Source organism: uncultured Corynebacterium sp. (assembly GCF_902489365.1).
GTDB lineage: Bacteria > Actinomycetota > Actinomycetes > Mycobacteriales > Mycobacteriaceae > Corynebacterium.
Genome location: NZ_CABTZR010000021.1, coordinates 1 through 20880 on the forward strand (window position 1 = coordinate 1; position 20880 = coordinate 20880).

General features: G+C 58.9%; 22 protein-coding genes. 14 read left to right on the forward strand and 8 right to left on the reverse strand.

Going from position 1 to position 20880, the window contains the following annotated elements; genetic code table 11:
- Positions 1-286 precede the first annotated feature (286 nt).
- The 7 genes from dapB to RDN59_RS04885 all read left to right on the forward strand — a co-directional run bounded on the left by dapB (position 287) and on the right by RDN59_RS04885 (position 10105).
- Entirely contained in the window at positions 287-1033 is a 747-nt protein-coding gene (gene dapB / locus RDN59_RS04855) for a 4-hydroxy-tetrahydrodipicolinate reductase (protein WP_308606856.1), read from the forward strand.
- Positions 1033-1782, forward strand: a complete 750-nt coding sequence (gene thyX / locus RDN59_RS04860) for an FAD-dependent thymidylate synthase (RefSeq protein ID WP_308606857.1) — start codon at positions 1033-1035, stop codon at positions 1780-1782. Before dapB ends, thyX begins: the two co-directional genes overlap by 1 nt.
- Before the next feature lie 72 nt (positions 1783-1854).
- Positions 1855-2763, forward strand: coding sequence for a 4-hydroxy-tetrahydrodipicolinate synthase (gene dapA, locus RDN59_RS04865; protein ID WP_308606858.1), 909 nt, complete (start codon positions 1855-1857; stop codon positions 2761-2763).
- A 2-nt stretch (positions 2764-2765) separates the two neighbouring features.
- On the forward strand, positions 2766-4838 hold the full coding sequence (locus RDN59_RS04870; protein WP_308606860.1) for a ribonuclease J: 2073 nt from the start codon (positions 2766-2768) through the stop codon (positions 4836-4838).
- A gap of 43 nt (positions 4839-4881) precedes the next feature.
- Entirely contained in the window at positions 4882-5520 is a 639-nt protein-coding gene (locus RDN59_RS04875) for a TIGR03085 family metal-binding protein (RefSeq protein ID WP_308606861.1), read from the forward strand.
- 77 nt (positions 5521-5597) lie between these two features.
- The gene (locus RDN59_RS04880; RefSeq protein ID WP_308606862.1) at positions 5598-8807 is read left to right on the forward strand and encodes a DNA translocase FtsK; all 3210 of its coding nucleotides are present in this window, start codon (positions 5598-5600) and stop codon (positions 8805-8807) included.
- A gap of 179 nt (positions 8808-8986) precedes the next feature.
- Positions 8987-10105, forward strand: coding sequence for a TerC family protein (locus RDN59_RS04885; protein WP_308606863.1), 1119 nt, complete (start codon positions 8987-8989; stop codon positions 10103-10105).
- 16 nt (positions 10106-10121) lie between these two features.
- Here the strand turns inward: RDN59_RS04885 and RDN59_RS04890 are convergent, their stop codons facing one another.
- On the reverse strand, positions 10122-10412 hold the full coding sequence (locus RDN59_RS04890) for a YciI family protein (protein WP_049157577.1): 291 nt from the start codon (positions 10410-10412) through the stop codon (positions 10122-10124).
- A 47-nt stretch (positions 10413-10459) separates the two neighbouring features.
- Here RDN59_RS04890 and pgsA point away from each other — a divergent pair, with 47 nt between their 5' ends.
- The 4 genes from pgsA to RDN59_RS04910 all read left to right on the forward strand — a co-directional run bounded on the left by pgsA (position 10460) and on the right by RDN59_RS04910 (position 12880).
- Positions 10460-11050: a CDP-diacylglycerol--glycerol-3-phosphate 3-phosphatidyltransferase gene (pgsA, locus tag RDN59_RS04895; RefSeq protein WP_308606864.1), complete on the forward strand. Its 591-nt coding sequence runs from the start codon at positions 10460-10462 to the stop codon at positions 11048-11050.
- Positions 11051-11061: 11 nt separating this feature from the next.
- Entirely contained in the window at positions 11062-11544 is a 483-nt protein-coding gene (locus RDN59_RS04900) for a nicotinamide-nucleotide amidohydrolase family protein (RefSeq protein ID WP_308606890.1), read from the forward strand.
- Between the two features lie 45 nt (positions 11545-11589).
- Positions 11590-11937 (forward strand): helix-turn-helix domain-containing protein, encoded by a 348-nt coding sequence (locus tag RDN59_RS04905; protein WP_070700510.1) that lies wholly within the window; start codon positions 11590-11592, stop codon positions 11935-11937.
- Between the two features lie 106 nt (positions 11938-12043).
- Positions 12044-12880: a PspA/IM30 family protein gene (locus tag RDN59_RS04910; protein ID WP_308606866.1), complete on the forward strand. Its 837-nt coding sequence runs from the start codon at positions 12044-12046 to the stop codon at positions 12878-12880.
- A gap of 3 nt (positions 12881-12883) precedes the next feature.
- Here RDN59_RS04910 and RDN59_RS04915 read toward each other — a convergent pair whose 3' ends face one another.
- Genes RDN59_RS04915 through RDN59_RS04925 form a run of 3 tightly spaced genes read right to left on the reverse strand, consistent with a single transcriptional unit; the run spans position 12884 to position 14773 of the window.
- Entirely contained in the window at positions 12884-13498 is a 615-nt protein-coding gene (locus tag RDN59_RS04915; protein ID WP_308606867.1) for an energy-coupling factor transporter transmembrane protein EcfT, read from the reverse strand.
- Between the two features lie 4 nt (positions 13499-13502).
- Entirely contained in the window at positions 13503-14195 is a 693-nt protein-coding gene (locus RDN59_RS04920; protein WP_308606868.1) for an ABC transporter ATP-binding protein, read from the reverse strand.
- 5 nt (positions 14196-14200) lie between these two features.
- Complete coding sequence (locus RDN59_RS04925) at positions 14201-14773, reverse strand: biotin transporter BioY (protein ID WP_308606869.1); 573 nt, start codon at positions 14771-14773, stop codon at positions 14201-14203.
- Positions 14774-14884: 111 nt separating this feature from the next.
- On the opposite strand from RDN59_RS04925, the gene RDN59_RS04930 reads away from it, so the two are divergent.
- The 3 genes from RDN59_RS04930 (at position 14885) to recX (ending at position 17389) form a co-directional block, all read left to right on the forward strand.
- On the forward strand, positions 14885-15394 hold the full coding sequence (locus tag RDN59_RS04930) for a hypothetical protein (protein WP_308606870.1): 510 nt from the start codon (positions 14885-14887) through the stop codon (positions 15392-15394).
- Between the two features lie 258 nt (positions 15395-15652).
- The gene (gene recA / locus RDN59_RS04935) at positions 15653-16786 is read left to right on the forward strand and encodes a recombinase RecA (RefSeq protein WP_049157561.1); all 1134 of its coding nucleotides are present in this window, start codon (positions 15653-15655) and stop codon (positions 16784-16786) included.
- A gap of 9 nt (positions 16787-16795) precedes the next feature.
- Positions 16796-17389 carry a recombination regulator RecX gene (gene recX, locus RDN59_RS04940; protein ID WP_308606871.1) on the forward strand — a complete coding sequence of 198 codons (594 nt, stop codon included), beginning with the start codon at positions 16796-16798 and terminating at the stop codon, positions 17387-17389.
- Between the two features lie 20 nt (positions 17390-17409).
- On the opposite strand, the gene RDN59_RS04945 is transcribed toward recX, so the two are convergent.
- From RDN59_RS04945 to gluA, 4 genes are all read right to left on the reverse strand, one after another.
- Complete coding sequence (locus RDN59_RS04945) at positions 17410-18348, reverse strand: amino acid ABC transporter permease (RefSeq protein ID WP_308606872.1); 939 nt, start codon at positions 18346-18348, stop codon at positions 17410-17412.
- The gene (gene gluC, locus RDN59_RS04950) at positions 18348-19034 is read right to left on the reverse strand and encodes a glutamate ABC transporter permease GluC (RefSeq protein WP_046649360.1); all 687 of its coding nucleotides are present in this window, start codon (positions 19032-19034) and stop codon (positions 18348-18350) included. The genes RDN59_RS04945 and gluC overlap by 1 nt, the downstream gene beginning before the upstream one ends.
- Before the next feature lie 75 nt (positions 19035-19109).
- The gene (locus RDN59_RS04955; protein ID WP_308606874.1) at positions 19110-19994 is read right to left on the reverse strand and encodes a glutamate ABC transporter substrate-binding protein; all 885 of its coding nucleotides are present in this window, start codon (positions 19992-19994) and stop codon (positions 19110-19112) included.
- Positions 19995-20063: 69 nt separating this feature from the next.
- Complete coding sequence (gene gluA / locus RDN59_RS04960) at positions 20064-20792, reverse strand: glutamate ABC transporter ATP-binding protein GluA (protein WP_102234208.1); 729 nt, start codon at positions 20790-20792, stop codon at positions 20064-20066.
- Positions 20793-20880 lie beyond the last annotated feature (88 nt).

The window sequence follows — 20880 nt, forward strand, 5'->3', positions numbered from 1 at the left end:
ACCTGTATTAGAAGAAGTGTTCTAAACATAATCCTAGCGGCCACCGCCACACATGGCTATAGCTAGTGGTAAATTCCCGTCAAGTCGTTACTATAAACGGGGGTAGCCACCATGGGTTAGCCAGGACATTCGACGTCGAACGATGTGGGTGGCGTCGCCTGAGTGCGCAACGAAAGAAAGAAAATGCGTATCAAAAACAGCCTTTAGGGCCCTGTCTGAAACCTCGCCAGTATCAGGGATAGACTGGGCACAGTTAACCGCACGAACACGTATGAAGGGATTGTGAATGACTATCAAGGTAGGCGTCTTGGGGGCCAAGGGGCGCGTGGGCCAAGCAATCGTGGAAGGCGTTAATGCGGCGGAAGATTTGGAGCTAGTTGCTTCCATTGACCGCGAGACCCCGCTGGAGAAGCTGGTTGAAGCGGGCGCCGAGGTGGCCGTCGACTTCACCCAGCCGGCATCGGTCATGGACAATCTAGAGTTTTGCATCGCACATGGCATCCACGCTGTTGTGGGTACCACGGGATTCGATGCAGGACGCCTAGTCAAGGTGGAGGAGTGGACTAAGAAAGAGGGCGCCGGCAACGTTCTCATTGCCCCGAACTTCGCTATTTCAGCTGTACTGACCATGGTGTTTGCCGCACAGGCGGCGAAGTTCTTTGACAGTGCCGAGGTAGTTGAATACCACCACCCGAACAAGCTTGATGCACCTTCCGGTACTGCGGTCCATACTGCGCAGGGTATTGCGAAGGCTCGCCAGGAGGCAGGCTTGGATGCTATGCCGGACAAGACCGAGCAGTCTCTCGATGGAGCGCGCGGCGCAGACGTCGATGGTGTTCACGTCCACGCAGTCCGTATGCAGGGAATGGTGGCTCATGAAGAAGTTATCTTCGGTACTCAAGGCCAGTCCTTGACGATCCGTCAGGATTCCTATGACCGCTCTTCCTTTACCCCCGGTGTTCTGCTGGGTGTACGAGAAATCGCATCCCACCCAGGCTTGACCGTGGGACTTGAGAAGTACTTGGGGCTGTAATGGCGAAGGTCTCCGAACTTGATGTCCAGCTCATTGCGGCAACCGCATTCCATGCGCCGCGAGGAGTGGACTGGGAGGTTGATGAGGGGGCGTCGGAAAGCGAGGCTCTAGTCGAGTTTGCCGGGCGTGCCTGTTATGAGTCCTTCGACAAGCCGAATCCTCGTACCGCCTCAAATCAGGCCTATCTGCACCACATTCTGGAGGTAGGCCACGATGCATTGCTGGAGCATGCCACGGCGACGCTCTATATACGGGGGCTGTCGCGGTCGGCGTCGCATGAGCTGGTTCGCCACCGTCATTTCTCCTTCTCGCAGCTCTCGCAACGTTTCGTGCATTCCGAGGAAGCAGAGGTAGTCCTGCCCAAAATCATTGCGGAAGATGAACAGCTAACGCGGTTGACCCTCCAGGCGGCCGACGAAGCGAGGTTTGTCTACGAGGAGCTCCTCGACGCTCTCGAGTCCAAGTTGGAAGAGGAGCCAAATGCATTGCTGCGCAAGAAACAGGCTCGACAAGCAGCGCGTGCGGTATTACCTAATCTCACGGAATCCCGCATCGTCGTGACGGGAAACTATCGCGCGTGGCGTCACTTTATTGGCGCGCGGGCGACTGAACAGGCCGATACAGAAATGCGCCAGCTCGCCGTCACGTGTTTAAAGCTCTTGCGGGAGCAATCGCCGGTGCTTTTCGACGACTTCCATATCACCACCCTGGCTGACGGTACCGAAATGGCCTCGAGTCCCTACGCTTAAAGCACTCAGTAGGAGACTCGCGCACGACCCCGATGCGGCCAATGGGGGCGAAAGCAGGTAATCTTGACGCCTATGAGCACAGGTATGACAGCACAGGCAGGCGTCGACACCTTCGGACGCGTAGGCGTAGCTATGGTCACTCCATTTGACCAGGACGGCGCCTTGGACGTGTCCGCTGGTCGTCGCCTAGCAGCTCATTTGGTTGATAACGGCGTTGATTCGCTCATTTTGTCTGGGACTACGGGCGAATCACCGACGACGTCGTTGGATGAGAAACTGGAGCTGTTCGCAGCTGTAAAGGAAGAGGTAGGTGGCCGCGCTAAGTTGTGTGCTGGTGCGGGAACTAATAACACCGCCACCAGTATTGAGGCAGCGCGCGCTTTCGCTGATGCGGGAGCAGACAGCCTTCTGGTCGTGACCCCGTATTACTCCAAGCCTTCCCAGGCTGGTGTGTACGCGCACTTTACTGCTGTGGCTGACGCCGTGGACCTCCCAATTTGTCTGTACGACATTCCTGGCCGCTCGGGCATTCCGATTGAGACGGAGACCCTTCTTCGCCTCGCGGACGTGCCGAACATCCAGGCCGTCAAGGACGCTAAGGGCGACCTTGTTGCGGCCGCACCGCTTATCCAGGAGACCGGTTTGGCATGGTACTCCGGAGATGATGGCCTTAACCTGCCCTGGCTTGCCCTTGGTGCTTCAGGTGTCATTTCCGTGATTGGTCACCTCGCTCCGCGCGCCCTGGCTGATCTCTACGTGGCCTTCGATGAAGGCGATATTGCACGTGCACGAGAGATTAACGCGAAAACTTTAACCCCGCTCATCCAGGCGCAAGGCCGTCTGGGCGGAGTAACTCTTGTTAAAGCTGCCCTGCGTCTGCAGGGTATTGAAGTAGGGGACCCTCGCCTTCCGGTATCCGCGGCTGACGCGGAGGAGGTTGAGGCTCTCCGCCACGATTTGGAGAAGGCTGGAGTCCTTTAAGAATGACTGAATCCCGTAACCGCTCCCGCAAGGTAACCCGCAAGGCGGGCCCGCCTGCGGAGACTGAGACCGCCTCGAATGAGGCGGCTTCGCCGGTTTTCCAAGCACCGAATGAATCGGCTGCATCCGGCAATAATTCGAACGAGTCTAATAACTCGAATAACTCGAATTCTGAGGACGGCAACCGCCGTTCTCGCTCCCGTGGTTCCCGTGGCGGCCGTGGTCGCGGCCGCGGCGGCAACAACAACCACAACAACGGTGGCCGCAACAACAATCGCAACCGTAATAACAACCGCGGGCGCCGCAACGTTCCCAAGTCCATGCAGGGCGCGGATCTGACGAAGCGTCTGCCGGAGCCGCCGAAGCAGCAGAAGGATTCGCTGCGCATTTATGCCCTGGGCGGTATTTCTGAGATCGGTCGTAACATGACCGTCTTCGAGTACCAGGACGAGATGCTCATCATCGACTGTGGCGTGCTCTTCCCGTCCTCCGGTGAGCCTGGCGTTGACCTGATCCTGCCGGACTTTGGCCCGATCGAGAAGAAGATTCACAAGGTCAAGGCTCTCGTTGTAACCCACGCTCACGAGGACCACATTGGTGCCATCCCGTGGCTGCTGAAGCTGCGCCCAGATATCCCGATTGTGGCCTCGCGCTTCACCATTGCGCTGATCGCGGCCAAGTGTAAGGAGCACCGCCAAAAGCCGAAGTTCGTTGAGGTTAATGAGAAGTCCGATGTGAACTACGGTCCGTTCCGCTGCCGCTTCTGGGCAGTAAACCACTCGGTGCCGGATGCACTCGGCGTCATGCTGGGCACCCCGGCCGGCAATATCATCCACACCGGTGACATCAAGCTGGACCAGACCCCGCTGGACAACCGTCCGACGGATCTGCCGGCCTTGTCGCGCTACGGCGATGAGGGCGTGGACCTCATGCTGTGTGACTCCACCAATGCCAACATTCCGGGTGTGTCTGCCTCTGAGGGCGATATTCCGGCAACCTTCAAACGCCTCGTGGCTGGTGCCAAGCAGCGCGTAATCATCGCCTCCTTTGCATCGAACGTTTACCGCGTGCAGGCGGCTATCGACGCCGCCGTAGCAGCCGGCCGAAAGGTTGCCTTCAACGGCCGCTCCATGATGCGCAACATGGAAATCGCGGAGAAGATGGGCTTCCTCAAGGTCCCGCGCGGCACCATTATCCCGATCGATGAGGCAGCCAAGATGGCCCCGCACAAGGTGCTGCTCATCACCACTGGTACCCAGGGTGAGCCGATGGCAGCGCTGTCCCGCATGGCCCGCCGCGAGCACCGCCAGATCACGGTCCGCGATGGTGATCTCATCATCTTCTCCTCTTCCCTGATTCCGGGCAATGAGGAGGCTGTGTTCGGCGTTATCAACATGCTGTCCCAGATTGGCGCTGAGGTCATCACCAACAAGGAAGCTAAGGTTCACGCCTCCGGCCACGGCTACGGCGGAGAGCTGCTGTTCCTGTACAACGCCGCTCGTCCGAAGAACGCCATGCCCGTGCATGGCGAGTGGCGCCACCTCCGCGCGAACAAGGAGCTGGCTATTTCCACCGGTGTGGCTCGCGACCGCGTGGTCTTGGCCCAGAACGGCGTCGTCGTCGATCTGCGCAATGGTCGCGCCGAGGTTGTCGGCCAGATCCCAGTGGGCAACCTCTACGTCGATGGCGTGTCGATGGGTGATGTCGACGCCGATACTCTTGCAGATCGCACCAACCTGGGTGCCGGCGGTGTCGTCTCCATCACCTGTGTCATCGATAACCGCACCTCCCGTCTGCTCGAGCATCCGACGGTGTCCACGACGGGCTTCTCCGACGATGACCGCGGAATCGTGCCCGAGGTGGCTGAGATGGTGGAAAACACCATGAATGATCTCGCCGCCGAAGGTGAGAATGACACCTACCGCATGGTGCAGAAGCTGCGCCGCAAGGTCTCGAAGCTCATGGATTCCAAGTACAAGCGCGAGCCGGTCATTCTGCCGACCATCGTGCCGACGAACTCGGATGTCCTGATGCCCGACGACGATGAAGTCCACGCTTCCCGTGAATCACTCTAACGTCTAGGTAGACAGCGCCCCAGCGTTCCTGCTTCTGGTAGGTATGCTGGGGCGCATGTCGTTTTCTTCAGCAGAGCGCACCAAGATGGTGGCGTTATTCCATGAACTTGGCCCTGATGCCCCAACGTTGTGCGAAGGGTGGACGGCCCGCGACCTCGTGTCGCACCTCTGGATCCGCGAAAACCGCCCCGACGCCGTCATCAGTTCTTTTGTTCCAGCGCTGACTTCCCATGCGGACAGCATCATGGCGGAAGTCCGTGCGCGAGATTTTGAGGAACTGGTGGATGACTGGGGTAGGGGATTGGGAAAGCTCAACCCTCTGCGCTACGTGGATTCAGTGTTCAACACCGCAGAGCATTTTGTGCATCACGAAGACCTACGCCGGGCCAATGGGCACAGCGAACCGCGTGATTTCTCGCTAGCGGTGCAGAAGGAGTTGCTCGCACCGCTAAAGTTTCTCGGGTTAAGGCTGTTGGCGCACTCTCGCCTTCCGGTAGTGCTGGAGCCGGCTGGGTTTGTGCCACTCGTCGCGGCGGATACACATCGTGTGGCAGCGAAGGGGGACGACGTGGTGCGGGTCCGTGGGGCAGTTTCCGAGTTGCTCCTATGGGCGTTCGGCCGCGAGGCTGCTCGCGTTGAGATTGACGGGGATTCATCCGCCGTCGTTAGGTCAAGTCTGTAGGCTGAACTGTCTAAAATCTTCAGTGCACGCGTGTGGCGCATGTTGTTAATGGTGTATTTGCTACTAAAGTGGCAGGCATGTCTGTCAAGAACGCTCCGTCTCGCGCCTCCGGCCGAGGTCGCACCGCCAATCGGTCGCGGCCGTCCGGCCGCACAAGCTATTCGCTGACCTCCGCAACCCGCGCTGCCGAGACCTCCGAAGAGAGGACCGGCAGCGCCTTTCGCGCCGTTGGCCGCGGACTGGGAACCGTTTTTGGCGCTACCGCCCGAGGCGTGGGAAGCATGGCGCGAGGGGTCGGGCACGGCCTTGCCGGTCTCAAGCCGGTAGATGCGGGGAGTCGAGATGACGACCTCTATGACTCCGCCTACGATGCTGCTCATGACGAGGGTGCCTACGATGATTACGACGAGTTGAGGGAGCCAGGGGAAATTTCTGGACGCGCGAAGAACAAGAAAAAGAGCAACAAAGTGGATAGCGCTGTTCCGGCAAAGAGCAAGGTAACGCGAGCGCGCGACGTCGACAGTGAGATGCCGACGACGGTCATGGAGCGTCCAGCTCACACTGAGAAGAGCATCCGCGTCTCCAATCCAGATGCGGTCGCTCTTGTGCTTATCGGCGTGGCCATCATCCTTGCTTGCGCCACGTGGTTCCAGGTGGCCGGCCTTATCGGTGAGTACCTCACCAACGCTGTGCGCTATGTGATTGGCGCGGGCGCCTATGTTCTTCCCGTCGCGCTGGTCGCCGTCGCCATTGCGCTCATGATGGATCTGTCCGGTCCGGCGGGCCATTTCAAGCCACGAGTGGTGGGCGGCACGGCCCTCATCGTCGTGTGCATGCTGAGCCTCATTCACATCTTTGCAGGTCTTCCGAAGCTGACCTGGAATAACAATGCTGCCGGGGAGGCAGGCGGTGCCATCGGCTTTGGAGTCGGCGAGCTGCTGGTGGCGGCCTTTTCTAGTTATGTGGCGGTGCCGCTGCTCTTTCTGCTCATCGTGTACGGGGCGCTCAACATCACGGGCATTACCTTGCGCGAAGCCTATGATTTCGTAGCTGCCCAATTCTCCGCGCTCGTCGGAGGCCTGCGTGATCGCAAGAACCGTTCAGCTCAAGAGGAGCTGCTTGACGACGCCCCCGCGGACGACTACGACTACGTCAGTGATGACATCGACGCCATTGCCGAAGGCCGCGAGCGTCCCGCGCGCCCGGCATATACTTCGCGCCCGCGCCCGAAGCAGACCCCGAAGCAGCCCCCAAGGCAGCTACCGGATGAAAACGCCACGGTGTCCTTTGACTCCGCGGCGCAGCCTGCAAACCAGGAGCCGGTGCAGCACGGCCGTCCGAGCTTTGATAGCCGCGCGGATGATACCGACGAGATTCCAGTGGTCCAGGATGCTGAGCCCACTGCCGTTCTGGAGCCTGAACCGGCGCCGAAACCGGCGCAGAAGAAGCGCCCGCGCGTGGACGTCGGCGGTGCTGCCGGTGCGGCACTGGGCGCGGCGGCTGCGGGGGCGTCGGCAAGCACAGCGTCGGCCGCATCAGTCGGAGATGACGTTGTCTCCGCCGCGCATTCCGAGGCAGTGCGGATGTTCCAGGAACGCTCCGGACGCGATGCCCGTACGGGCGCCAAGGTTGAGGACGAGTCTCAGAGCGTAGCCGAAGAAGCACCCGCAGCCCCGAGTGGTGCGGAAGACACTGCCCTGGGCGGCGGCTACGATGTGCCGACGACGGAATTGCTCACCGCAGGCAAGCCAGCGAAGGCGCGTACCGAGGCCAACGATCGCATCATCGAGGCCATCACCGAGGTCTTCGAGGAGTTCAAGGTTGATGCACAAGTCACCGGCTTTAGTCGCGGACCGACAGTGACGCGATACGAAATCGAGCTGGGCCCAGGCGTTAAGGTCTCAAAGATTACGAACCTGCAGTCCAACTTGGCCTATGCGGTGGCGACGGATAACCTGCGTCTGCTGACCCCGATCCCGGGCAAGTCCGCAGTTGGCATTGAGGTGCCTAATGCAGACCGCGAAATGGTGCGTCTGCGCGACGTTCTGGATTCCCCGGCACTACGTGCCGACCATGACCCCATGCTTATCGGTTTGGGCAAGGACATCGAGGGGCAGTACACCTCATTCTCCGTGAAAAAGATGCCACACCTGCTCGTAGCGGGCGCAACCGGTTCCGGTAAGTCAGCGTTCGTGAACTCCATGTTGGTGTCACTGCTAACCCGTGCGACTCCGGAAGATGTTCGCCTCATCCTCGTTGACCCGAAGATGGTGGAGCTCACCCCGTACGAAGGTATCCCGCACCTCATCACTCCCATCATCACGCAGCCGAAGAAGGCCGCGGCAGCCCTGCAATGGCTGGTAGAAGAGATGGAACAGCGCTACATGGATATGCAGGCTGCCCGTGTACGCAAGATTGAGGACTTCAACCGGAAGGTCCGCAGCGGCGAGTACCAGGCTCCGGCAGGTTCCCAGCGGGAGATGCGCCCGTACCCGTACATCGTGTGCGTTGTGGACGAGCTCGCGGACCTCATGATGACGGCGCCGAAGGAGATCGAGGATTCCATCGTTCGCATTACTCAAAAGGCACGTGCGGCCGGTATCCACTTGGTGCTGGCAACGCAGCGTCCGTCCGTGGACGTCGTGACCGGTCTTATTAAGACCAACGTTCCTTCCCGCTTGGCGTTTGCGACGTCCTCGTTGACGGACTCCCGAGTCATCCTGGACCAGGGCGGTGCAGAAAAACTCATCGGTATGGGCGATGGCCTCTTCATCCCGCAGGGTGGACGCCCAGTGCGTATGCAGGGTGCGTTCGTCTCCGACGAGGAGGTGCAGGCGGTGGTCGACGCCGCGAAGGCACAGGGCTCGCCGAATTACACGGAAGGCGTGACCGACGATAAAACCTCGGAGGCCAAGAAGGAGATCGACGAGGAGATCGGCAAGGATATGGACGACCTCTTGGAGGCCGTCGACCTCGTGGTCACCTCCCAGCTGGGCTCCACCTCGATGCTGCAGCGCAAGTTGCGTATCGGTTTCGCCAAGGCTGGCCGTCTCATGGACCTCATGGAGTCTCGCGGTGTGGTCGGGCCTTCCGAAGGCTCCAAGGCACGTGAGGTTCTGGTCAAGCCGGAGGAGCTTGACACCATCATTTGGATGATTAAGGGCGCTGACCCGGCTGAGGCTCCGAAGGAAGTCCAAGAAGCTGAAGGTGCTGGCGGGAGCGAGGACGGATCTGCCGATTCCCGCACCGTTGAAATTTCCGCTAACCCCTCCACTGGCGCGTTCTAAGTTCCGTGTAGGATAGGACGAGTCTTGGAGGGGAGTACCCCAATCCACGGCGTCGATCGTCAACACGGCAACTGCGGTACAGTTCCCGGTCGCGTCGGCTAGCGAGGCTGTGACATCGGCTTGCTAGCGGGGGAGACCTCCGGTCTTTATTGTCGTGTCGACCGGAGGGATATCTCATTATGCATGTGCCACTGTGGGTCTGGGCCATCACCATCGCGGTGATCCTGGGCTTCTTCATCTTCGACTTCTACAGTCATGTTCGTTCACCACATGAGCCGACCATTAAGGAATCCGGCGGCTGGACCCTGTTTTACATGGCGATGGCCGTCGTCTTTGGCGGAGTTGTGTGGGTGCTGTGGGACAGCGAACACGCGGCACAGTTCTACACCGGTTGGGTGACGGAACAGGCTTTGAGCGTGGATAACCTATTCGTGTTCTCGCTCATCATGGGCTCCTTCAAGATTCCCCGCAGGTATCAGCAGAAGGTGCTGCTCATTGGCATCGTGCTGGCGTTGGTCTTCCGTCTGGCCTTCATTCTGATGGGCGCGGCCATTATCGCTGCATGGTCTGATGTCTTCTACTTGTTTGCCATTTTCCTCATCTACACCGCAGTGAAGCTGCTCATCGATGAGATTAATGGCACGCCTGAGACCGATCCCAATGACATGTTGGTGGTCAAGTGGCTGCGCAAGGTGGTTCACGTAACCCCGCGCTACCACGGCGACAAGCTCACCCACCGCGAGGAATCCGGTGAGAAGAAGGGCAAGTTTGCCCTGACCCCGCTTTTTGTTGCGTTGGCGGCCATCGGGCTTATCGACGTCATGTTTGCCTTCGACTCCATCCCAGCTATTTACGGCATTACTTCGGAGCCTTTCCTGGTCTTTACCACCAACGCCTTCGCTCTCATGGGTCTGCGCCAGATGTTCTTCCTCATCGATGGTCTGTTGGATCGCTTGGTTTACCTGCCTTATGGCCTGGGTATCATCTTGCTGTTCATCGGTGTCAAGCTGCTATTCCACGCTTTGCATGAGAACAACTTGCCCTTCATCAACGGCGGCGAGAATGTCAGTGCGGTGCCGGAAATTACGACGATGGTGTCGCTGCTGGTCATCGTTGGCGTCCTCCTCGTGACGGTGTTGTTGTCGGTGTGGAAGGACAAACGCGACCAAGCCCAGGGTGGTGTGGTGATTTCCCACAACCACTACGACTGGGACGATTATGGCAACAAGATCGTTCGCAACAAGGAGGGTGAGCTCGTCGGCAAGGCGGACGAGCTTCCCAAGTCCGAGCTGCCCTAAACTCGGGCAGCGGGGTTTAGAAGGAATTGATAACGGGATTCCACTCGCGGAAGGCGCGCCCAGTGACAGCGCCTTCGGTGTAGAAGGGATCCTGATCCATGAGAGCGATGACATCGGCCACCTTTACGGACTCGTCCTCAAATTGCAGGACGATGAGCGCCCCGCCCTTGGAATCGGTGTAGGGACCAGAGCCACAGATCTGGCCCTTGTCGTGGAGCGCGCCGATGAACTCGCGGTGCTGTGGGCGCACCTCAGCAATGACCGGGTTAGATGGATTGTATTCATAGGAGACTGCGAAGTACTTCATAACGACCATGGTAGTGCTCGCTCGAGTGGCAGGGAGGCCACGGTAGGATGAAGAGCGTGAATGATTCTCAGGCTGCGCGCAACCAATCTCGAACCACGGATGTAAACCCCGAGGTCTCCAATTGGAACCTGCCCAACATCCTGACTAGTTTGCGCATCCTCTTTATCCCGCTGTTTGCCTGGCTGGTGCTCGGCGGGCATGAGTGGTGGGCCTTCGGCTGCTTCGCGCTCCTCATGCTCACCGACAAATTGGATGGCGATATCGCGCGCTCGCGAGGGCTGATCACCAACTTTGGCAAGATTGCGGATCCGATCGCGGATAAGGCTCTGATGACCGCGGCTTTCGTGTGTCTCAATATCACTGGTGCTTTGCCCGTGTGGATTACCGTCGTCATTTTGTTCCGCGAGTTCGGCATTACCATCTGGCGCTTCTACTTGCTCCGCCAAGGCAAGGTAGTTCCGGCCTCCCAAGGCGGCAAACTCAAGACAGCCCTGCAGACGCTAGCGGTGGCGCTGTACCTGTGCCCATTTCCAGGATGGATGGACACCCCCAGCTTGCTCGTTATGCTGGCGGCTGTCATCGTCACCGTAGTGACCGGTATTCAGTACCTTATCGATGGCCACAGGGAGAACAAGTGACTAGACCCGTGATGGTTGAAGAACAGCTCGTGGCGAAGCTTCGCGAGCGCGGCGAGACAGTGGCCTTTTGCGAGTCCCTCACAGCTGGATTGGCGGCAGCCACCGTGGCCAACGTGCCGGGTGCTTCTGCGGTATTGCGTGGTGGGCTCGTCACCTATGCCACTGAGGTTAAGGCGCAGTTCCTCAACACCACCGTGGATACACTAGAGGCGCAGGGGGTGGTGTCGGCTGCGACCGCGGCGGAGATGGCGGAGGCGGCGCTCGTGGAGACGCGAGCTGACTGGGGGATTGGGCTTACCGGCGTGGCCGGTCCGGACCTCCAGGAAGATAAACCTGCGGGCACGGTGTACGTGGGCTTGTGCGGGAGAATCAGCGGGGACGTCGCCAAGCGTGGCGTTCTCTATCAGCTTCCAGATGAGGGGCGTAACGCGATTCGCGCTGCTGCGGTTCAGGCGGCATTGAGCCTTCTCCTATCAACTCTTGAAGAAAAGTAGCTGTTTGTGGGAACAAGTAGGGGCGCTGGGCCGTTGTACAGAGTGATGAACACTTCAGTTGCACTACTTGATAAGCCCACTCAGACCACGGCGCGATCGACGCGGACTCCAGAGCCGCTTTTGCGCGAGGCCCTCGGATTGACGCTTCGTGCCTTCCGTGCGGATAAGGGAGTAACACTTCGCGAACTCGCCGCCGCGGCGCGTGTGTCCCCAGGATATCTGTCGGAGTTGGAGCGCGGCCGCAAGGAGGTTTCCTCCGAGCTTCTGGCTTCCGTGTGTCATGCCCTTGACGCCAGCGTTTCCGATGTCCTCATCGAGGCAGCTGGATACATGGCGCTGCCATCGATGGATGAGGAGCTCGCGTCCACCGCACCCGCTGCATCGGAACTATAGAACCGCGACGGAATACTGTCTGCTTCGCTACTATTAGGCAAGCAGGAAATATTCTTGTTACACACCTTATTGACACAACGAACTGCTGAGAAAGGCACCTCCTGTTATGGCGAACCCATTCGTAAAAGCCTGGAAGTACTTGATGGCTCTCTTTGATTCCAAGATCGAGGAGAACGCCGACCCGAAGGTTCAGATTGAGCAGGCAATCGAGGAGGCGCAGCGCCAGCACCAGGAGCTGTCACAGCAGGCCGCTGCGGTCATTGGTAATCAGCGCCAGCTGGAGATGCAGCTGAACCGTCGTTTGAGTGAGATTGAAAAGCTGCAGCAGAATACCCGTAACGCTCTGAGCCTTGCGGACAAGGCCCGTGCCGAAGGCGATGTACAGAAGGCGACCGAGTACGAAAACGCGGCTGAAGCCTTCGCCGCCCAGCTGGTTACCGCTGAGCAGTCTGTTGAGGACACTAAGAAGCTCCACGATCAGGCTCTGCAGCAGGCGGAGCAGGCCAAGAAGGCCGTCGAACGCAACGGCATGGCGCTTCGTGAGAAGGTCAACGAGCGCTCCAAGCTGCTGTCGCAGCTCGAGCAGGCCAAGATGCAGGAGAAGGTCTCCGAGTCCCTCAACTCGATGAACGAGCTCTCCGCAAACGGTAACTCGCCCTCGCTGGATGCTGTGCGTGACAAGATTGAGCGCCGCTACTCTAAGGCCCTGGGCCAGGCCGAGCTCGCCGAGAACTCCGTGTCTAACCGCATGCAGGAGATCGAGCAGGCTGGCGTGCAACTGGCTGGCCACTCCCGTCTCGAGCAGATCCGCGCGGAAATGAATAACCCGAAGGCAGTGGAGGGAAATTCCCAGCAGGCAATCGGTTCGGCAGAGACTAAGGCTCAGCCGAACGTGCAGGACGATGCCGTCCAGGCTCGCCTGCGCGAGTTGCGCGGTGAGTAAGGCTTAGTCTCCGACGCCGCGGGCTTGAAGTGCCTCACCCATCGCGCGTGCTCGGCGGATTGAGCGAATGATAACCGGGGTGCCGAAGGCGGTTAGAGATGCCGTGGCACCCCGGGCTTTTCGTGCGTCCAGTACTTCGACGACCGTTCCCAGCATGAGCGGGAGCAGACGAATGGTAAGAGACATGGCCAGCGTGATGTTCTCAACAGGGACCCCGAGACGCCCCAGGGGCGCGAGGGCGCGATCAAGGGAGTCCATCATCTCCGACACCTTTGTTGTCAGCGTCAGCAGCACCGCCCCGCTGATCGCTGCGTAAATGGTGAGAAACATGATCGCAGCCGACAGAAAATCCTTCTGCCACCACTGAAAGGCCGCGAGCGCAACGAGGAGGTAGAGCGGAGGAACAAGCTGTCCCAGTGCGACGCGAAACGGGATGCGGGCGACGGGAAAGAGCACGAGCGGGAGGAAGAGGCTGGCCGCCGCCCAAGGAAGCGTGTGCACGGCCAGCGAGGTCACGAGGATGAAGCCGATGAGCACGAGGAATTTAACCGCAGCTGGTATGCGATGAATGATGGTATCGGCGTCGACGTAGAAGCCGAGGGGGATGTTTTTAGGCATGACTCTAGAGCGGGCGGGATTTCATGAGTTCGGTGTAGAAGGAAATGACCTTGTCGGGAGATCCGTCGGCTACGACGTGGTGGTTATCGATGCACAGAACGCGATCGAAATCAGAGACAAAGTCAAGGTCATGGGTAACCACGATGAGTTGTTGTTCGAGCTGCGCAAATTCGCGGCGAATGCGGTCACGGTTGCGCAGATCCAGCAACGTCGTGGGTTCATCAGCAATGATGACGGTGGGTTCCATGACCAGCACCGCTGCCAATGCGAGGAGCTGTTTTTGACCGCCGGATAGGGTGTGCGGGGATTGTTCAGCCAAGGGAGTAAGGCCGAAGCGCTCGAGGGCGGCGTCGACACGCGCGGTGCGCTCCTCACGAGACAGCTTGAGCCGGCGAAGGGAGAACTCCACGTCATCGCGCACATGCGGCATCACGATCTGGTTTTCGGCATCGGAAAACACGAAGCCTACCTGGCGGCGAATCTCTTTGCCGTGCTTGGCGACGTCCACGTTATCCACCAAGACCTCACCATGTGAAGGTTCACCAAGGCCGTTGATGAGCCGGACGAGCGTGGATTTTCCGCCACCATTGGCGCCGATGATGCCGATGCGCTGCTCGCACAATGTGAGAGAAATATTCTTGAGCACAGGCGTTTCGTCGAAGGTGACGGAAACGTTGCGGAAGTCAATCTTTGGCACTGGCGCTACTTCGCTTTAGCTCGTCGCCCCATAAGGTCGGGGAATGCTGCGTGCACACCGACGGCGATGACAACCATCACGGCGACTTTGATGAGATCTGGGATGACAAACGGGCCCTGAGCCACGGTGGCTGCCCCGAAGGACATGTCAGAGCGGAACATCAGGCCAAAGATTCCGCACACGTACTGAACCGCCAGGCCGACGACGCCGGCGACGGCGAGGACAACCGTCATGCCTCCCTTGTTTCGCGGCGCGCGGTAGGCGATAAGACCGGCGATGGCTGGGGCGACGACGTAGCCGACGAGGTAGCCCACGGTGGGGCCGGCGATGGCGCTCAGCGCACTGCGGCCGCCGGCGAGGATTGGGAGGCCGATGAGGCCGAGGGTCAGGAAGAGTAGACCAACGAAGAAGCCCCTGCGGCCTCCGAGGACTAGCCCAGCCAGGATGATAACGGCGTTTTGAAGAACGATGGGCACGCCAGCGGTGGGGGTGGGGATAGAGACGAAGGCAAAGACTATGATGAGCGCGGTGAAGACCGCGACGTACGCGATATCAGTCGCGACGGAATTCTTTTTCATGGGCCAAAGTTTATCTAGAGGGCTAACTGCGCAGCAAATAGGCACTTTTGAACAGTGTTCAAGCACGGCTTTTAGGGCTTGAAACTACCCCGAACGGGGTAATCTCGAGGCATGGCAAATAGAAAGAAGATGGAGCATGTCATAGGGCTTGCTCGAGTCAGTGCGGTAGCGCTTCTTTCCGGTATCGCGCTGGCGAGCGTGGCTGCGTGTTCGTTGATAGGTTCCGCGAATGTCATCGAAAATATCGAAGAAGCGGCCGGAGTGGAGGAAGGGGAGCCTGGCAGCGTCGACATGCGCGTCGGCGACATCTTCGACTCCGAATATCACCGTGTAATCTTCATCTGCCCTGGGGCTGTCGAGGACGATGTCATAAACGCTAGTGCAGGAACCTGGCAGGGCGGTACCGACGAGGACGATGAATGGGTGCCGCCGAGCTCGGGGAGTGTTGAGATTTATCGGGATGCGCAGGGGCGTGGAGCGTCGAAGTATGTAAGCAGCAGGGCATCCCTCGATGAGCTGGATGTCTGTAGTGCGATGGATGGGGTGGTCGCCCTGCTTCCCGCCGATGAAATGGTGTCTTTCGTTCGCTCAGAGCAGGGCGGCCCCTGGAAACTTCGCTAGGCGGCGAGGTGTTGGAATGGGTCTCAGACACGCGCATTGCTCGAATGGGCAATCGAACACTTGTGTGTGTATTGTGGGTTGTGGTCTGGTGGAAACGTTAGGGTACTTTCGTGGCATGTGATGGAACCGGAACGATGCCGGAAAACACAATGCGACGGGCCTGGGAACCGAAGTTGCTTCATGGCAGTCTAACTAGGTGCCCCCATTTAATGACATACAGCACTGCACACTAACTGACGCACGATAGTGAGGAAATAAATGGCTACGAAGAAGAAGTCCTCGGCGGCTAGCAAGGGCGATGATCGTCAAAAGGCCCTCGATGCCGCAATGGCGATGATTGAGAAGGATTTTGGCAAAGGAGCCGTCATGCGTCTTGGTGACGATGACCGCCCACCAATCCAGGCCATTTCCTCCGGTAATACGGCCATCGACATTGCGCTGGGCGTCGGTGGCTTCCCGCGCGGTCGCATCGTAGAGATTTATGGACCTGAATCCTCGGGTAAGACCACCGTTGCTCTGCATGCCATCGCATCGGCGCAGAAGACCGGCGGCATCGCAGCCTTTATCGATGCGGAGCACGCGCTCGATCCTGAGTACGCGCGTCTGCTTGGCGTGGACACGGATAACCTCCTGGTTTCCCAGCCGGATACCGGTGAGCAGGCTCTGGAAATCGCAGATATGCTCGTGCGCTCCGGCGCTATCGACATCATCGTGATTGACTCCGTAGCCGCCTTGACGCCCAAGGCGGAAATTGAGGGCGAGATGGGAGATAGCCATGTCGGCCTCCAAGCCCGTCTCATGTCTCAAGCGCTACGCAAGATGACGGGTGCTCTGTACAACTCGGGGACTACCGCTATCTTCATCAACCAGCTGCGTGAAAAGATCGGCGTGATGTTTGGTTCGCCGGAAACGACCACGGGTGGTAAGGCACTGAAGTTCTACGCCTCTGTGCGCTGCGATATCCGCCGAATCCAAACCTTGAAGGACGGCCAAGATGCCATCGGTAACCGCACCAAGCTCAAGGTGGTGAAGAACAAGGTTTCCCCGCCGTTCAAGATCGCTGAGTTCGACATCATGTACGGCGAGGGCATTTCGCGCGAGTCTTCCATCATTGACCTTGGCGTTGAGCACGGCTTCATTAAGAAGTCTGGCTCGTGGTTTACCTACGAAGGTGATCAGCTGGGGCAGGGTAAGGAAAAGGCCCGCAACTTCCTCAAGGACAACCCCGATCTGGCGGATGAGATTGAGAAGAAGATCTTCGTCAAGCTCGGCGTGGGCGCTGCCGCAGCCGAAGCTGGTGAGGACGTCGCCATGGATGTGCCGGGTGCAGACGATCCGCTGACGGATGAGGCTGTGGATCTGGTGCCAAACGTCGATTTCGACGACGACTAAACGGGTTCAATGGCACAACCTTCACCAGAGAAGCTAGAGAAGCTACGTCAAGCTCTCGAAGCCTACGAGGCGGGTGACGCCGGTGGGCAGCTTGTTGATGCGAATGCTGAAGCAGCGAAGGCGCCCGTGCGCTCCCGAGCATTAGGCTTGCTAGATCAACGTGCACGTTCCCGCAAGGAACTGCGTGACCGGCTTGTCGCGGCGGACTTCGAGCCCGATGTGGTCGAGGACGTGGTCGATGACCTTGCAGGGGTGGGGCTCGTTGATGATGAAACCTTCGCCAAGGAGTGGGTGCGCCAGCGCCACGCGCGGCGCGGTAAGTCGGCCCGTGCCCTCAATATCGAACTCAAGGAGAAGGGCGTTGAAGCCGCCGATCGCGCAGCGGCCCTGGAACAGATTACCGAGGAATCTGAAGAGACCGTAGCCCGCCGTGTAGCGGAGAAGAAGGCGCGAACCTTGAAGAGTGTTCCCGCTGACCGCCATGAGAGGGACAAGTTTCTGCGTCGCATTGTAGGAACACTCGCGCGGCGCGGCTATCGCCAGGAGCTGGTGATGCGTATTTCCATCGACGTGCTGGATGCGCGCATCGCCGAGCTCTCCTAGTTGTTACTGTCCGGTACTGTCTATTCGGCCGGATTTTTGATTTCCGTGTAGCTTTCAGAACGCCAGTCAACGTTGACTTGGTCTTTGGTGTCCAAGCCTTGGTCTGGTTGCTCCGGAACTTTAGCGATGATGTTCCGGCGCGCACGACCCGCTCGAAGCTGACGTTCGATGCGTTCGGCCAGGAGACCCAGCCCCCAGTTGATGAGGATCATGATGATTGCAACGACAATGAGCGAGGCCAGGTAATTCTTGTTGTAGGACGCCGATTGAATACCGGAGCGCACCACCTCGACATAGCCAATCTGGTAGCCCAAGGCAGAGTCCTTGAGCGCAATAACCATTTGGGCGATGAGGGCCGGGAGCATTGCGGCTACGGCCTGCGGGAGCAGAATGGTACGCATTGTTTGTCCATGCGAAAGCCCTAGCGCGCGGGCGGCTTCAGTTTGTCCCTTGGGCAGCGACTTGATCCCGGAGCGCAGAATCTCTGCGACGACAGATCCGTTGTAGAGGGTCAACGCGAAGACCACGGCGCTAAATGCCAGCTGTTTCGAAGGAACTACGTTATAGATGGCGAAAAGCTGGTAGGCAAAAATCATGAGCAGCAGGACGGGGATGGCGCGGAAGAATTCCACGACCACACCACATACGCCGCGTACGATGACGTTCTCGCTCAATCGGCCGAGGCCGAAGATGACGCCGAAGACGATGGCCAAGATGATGGATGCTACAGCGGAAAGGATCGTTCCGCGCAGGCCAGGGAGTAGGTACGTGGTCCACGTTTGGCTGTTAAGAAAAGGGGTCCATAACGCGGAGTCGAGTTGCCCGCGCTCGCCCAAAGTAGAGAGAACCCAATACAGCACCGCGACAGAGAGCACGACGGTGATGGCGGTATAGATGAGGTTGCGACGCTTGCCTTTGGGTCCGGGGGCGTCGTAAAGCACGGTTGCGCGTACAGACATTATTTCTTCACCGCCACAGTTTCGGAGAGTTTGCCTAGGCCTAAGCCCATGGGCAAGGTCAGGATGATGAAGCCCAACGCGAAGATAAAGAAGATGACAAAGAGCTGGCTCGCGTGCATCTCAATGGTGGATTTCATCAGTAGGGAAGCTTCCGCCACACCGATTGCGGAGGCGATCGTGGTGTTCTTTGTCAACGCGATGAGCGTGTTTCCCAGGGGGACGATTGCCGCACGTACTGCCTGAGGGAAGACGATCGTGCTAAAGGTCTGTGAGAAGCTCAAGCCCAGCGAGCGGGCTGCCTCGGCTTGGCCGAAGTCCACTGTGTTGATTCCCGAGCGCAAGGATTCCGCAACAAATGCCGAGGTGTACAAGATGAACCCGACGATGGCGAGGCGGAAGTTGTTATCCACTAGGAAGGTCGAAGAGTCCCGGCTAGCAAGCGTGAGCCCAAGGTTCTGGTACAGGCCAAAAGAACAGAACAGGATAATGAGAGTCAAGGGGGTATTGCGCACCGTCGTGATGTACGTCGTGGCAATCCACCGCAGGATTCTCACGGGGGAGACACGCATGGCAGTGAGGATGGTGCCGAGGATCATTGCGCCGATGGCAGACCAGAACGTCAGCTGGATGGTGAGCCAAAAGGCTGGCCATAGTTCGGGGCCTAGTGCAGCCCACATGGATTCCATAGAAATCTCCTACTAACGGGCCTGCGCCGAGGCGGTATGTCCTCGGCGCAGGCTAGGTGGGGGCTAATCGAGCGTTTAGGAGTTGAGGAAGGAGAGGTCACCGACGGTGGCCTCGTCGATGCCCTCGCCCTTGTCCAGGTTCTTGGCTACGAGCTTGTCGAATTCGCCGGAGGAATGCAGCTCTTCCAGGGCCTTGTTGACAGCGTCTGTCGCCTCTTGATCGTCCTTCTTCAGACCCGCGCCGTAGTACTCATCGGTAAAGGGCTTGCCGTCCTTTTCCAACTCGACGACCTGGAACTTTCCGGGATTCTGGGCGGCGTAGCCGTTAAGGATCGTGGCGTCGGTAGTCATGGCGTCTACGTTGCCCTGGCTCAGAGCCTCCACGCAGGAGGAGTAGGTGTCGTACTCCTGCAGCTGCACGCTGGGCAGAGCCTCCTTCACCTTCTGCGCTGGGGTGGAGCCGGTGACAGAGCACAGGATCTTGCCGTCGAGGCCCTCGAGCCCGGTGATCTCCTTGTTATCAGTCTGGGTAAGAAGCGCTTGGTGGGTGATGAGGTATGGACCAGCGAAATTGACCTTTTCCGCGCGGGAAGCGTTGATGGAGTACGTTGCGGTGATGAGGTCAACCTCGCCGTTTTCGATCAGAGTTTCACGCTGCGCGGACGGAGTCTCGCGCCACTCGATCTCCGGCTCTTCCCACCCCTTATCCTTGGCAATGTGGTTGACCACGTAGGTGGCAATGTCAACGTCGAGGCCGGTCATAGAACCATCGCCCTCGCGCAGGCCCAGACCCGGCTGGTCGAACTTGGTGCCTAGGGTGACAGAGCCAGACTCGATAGCGCCGAGAAGACCCTCGCCTCCGCTGGCGGAGTCGGACGAATCACCACACGCAACGAGCAGAGCGCTGGATGCGGCGATGGCGGCGGCGGTGGCAGTAATGCGGTTGAAAGTGCGGGACATGAGATTCTCCTTGATGAGGTGAGTTGAAAATGAATGAAGGTAGAGAAAATAAGGTGAGGTGGTAGCTGTTTAGTGCTGCAGGATCTTGCCCAAGAAGTCCTTTGCTCGTTCTGATTGTGGGTTGGTGAAGAAGGATTCCGGGTCGGTGTCCTCGACGATGGACCCGTCAGCCATGAAGAGGATGCGGTCGGCCGCGCGCCTAGCAAAGCCCATCTCGTGGGTCACCACGACCATGGTCATGCCTTCCTTGGCCAGATCCGTCATGACATCAAGCACCTCGTTGACCATCTCAGGGTCGAGGGCTGAGGTAGGTTCGTCGAAGAGCATGACTTTCGGGCGCATAGCCAAGGCACGGGCGATGGCGACACGTTGTTGCTGGCCGCCGGAGAGCTGTGCAGGGTACTTTTCTGACTGATTGGCAATTCCAACGCGGTCAAGCAGTTGCATTGCACGCTCTTCGGCCTCGGACTTCTTCATCTTGCGGACCTTGATAGGCCCCAGTGTGACGTTGTCCTTGATGGTCTTGTGCGGAAAGAGGTTGAATTGCTGGAACACCATGCCCACATCCGCACGCAGCTTGGCTAGCTCGCGTCCCTCTTCGGGAAGAGGAGTGCCGTCGATCGCGATAGAACCCTCGTCGATGGTTTCAAGCCGGTTGATGGTGCGGCACAGGGTTGACTTGCCGGAGCCGGACGGACCGAGAACAACGACGACATCGCCGCGGCCGATCTCCACGTTGATATCGCGGAGCGCGTGATAGTCACCGAAGTACTTATTGACTCCGTCCATCTTGATCATCGGGCCGGAATGTTCGGTCACATCACACCTCCTTATTTAGAGTGAGCTGAATCATATGTAGAAGAATAGGCGGGCGGTTAGGGGAGGC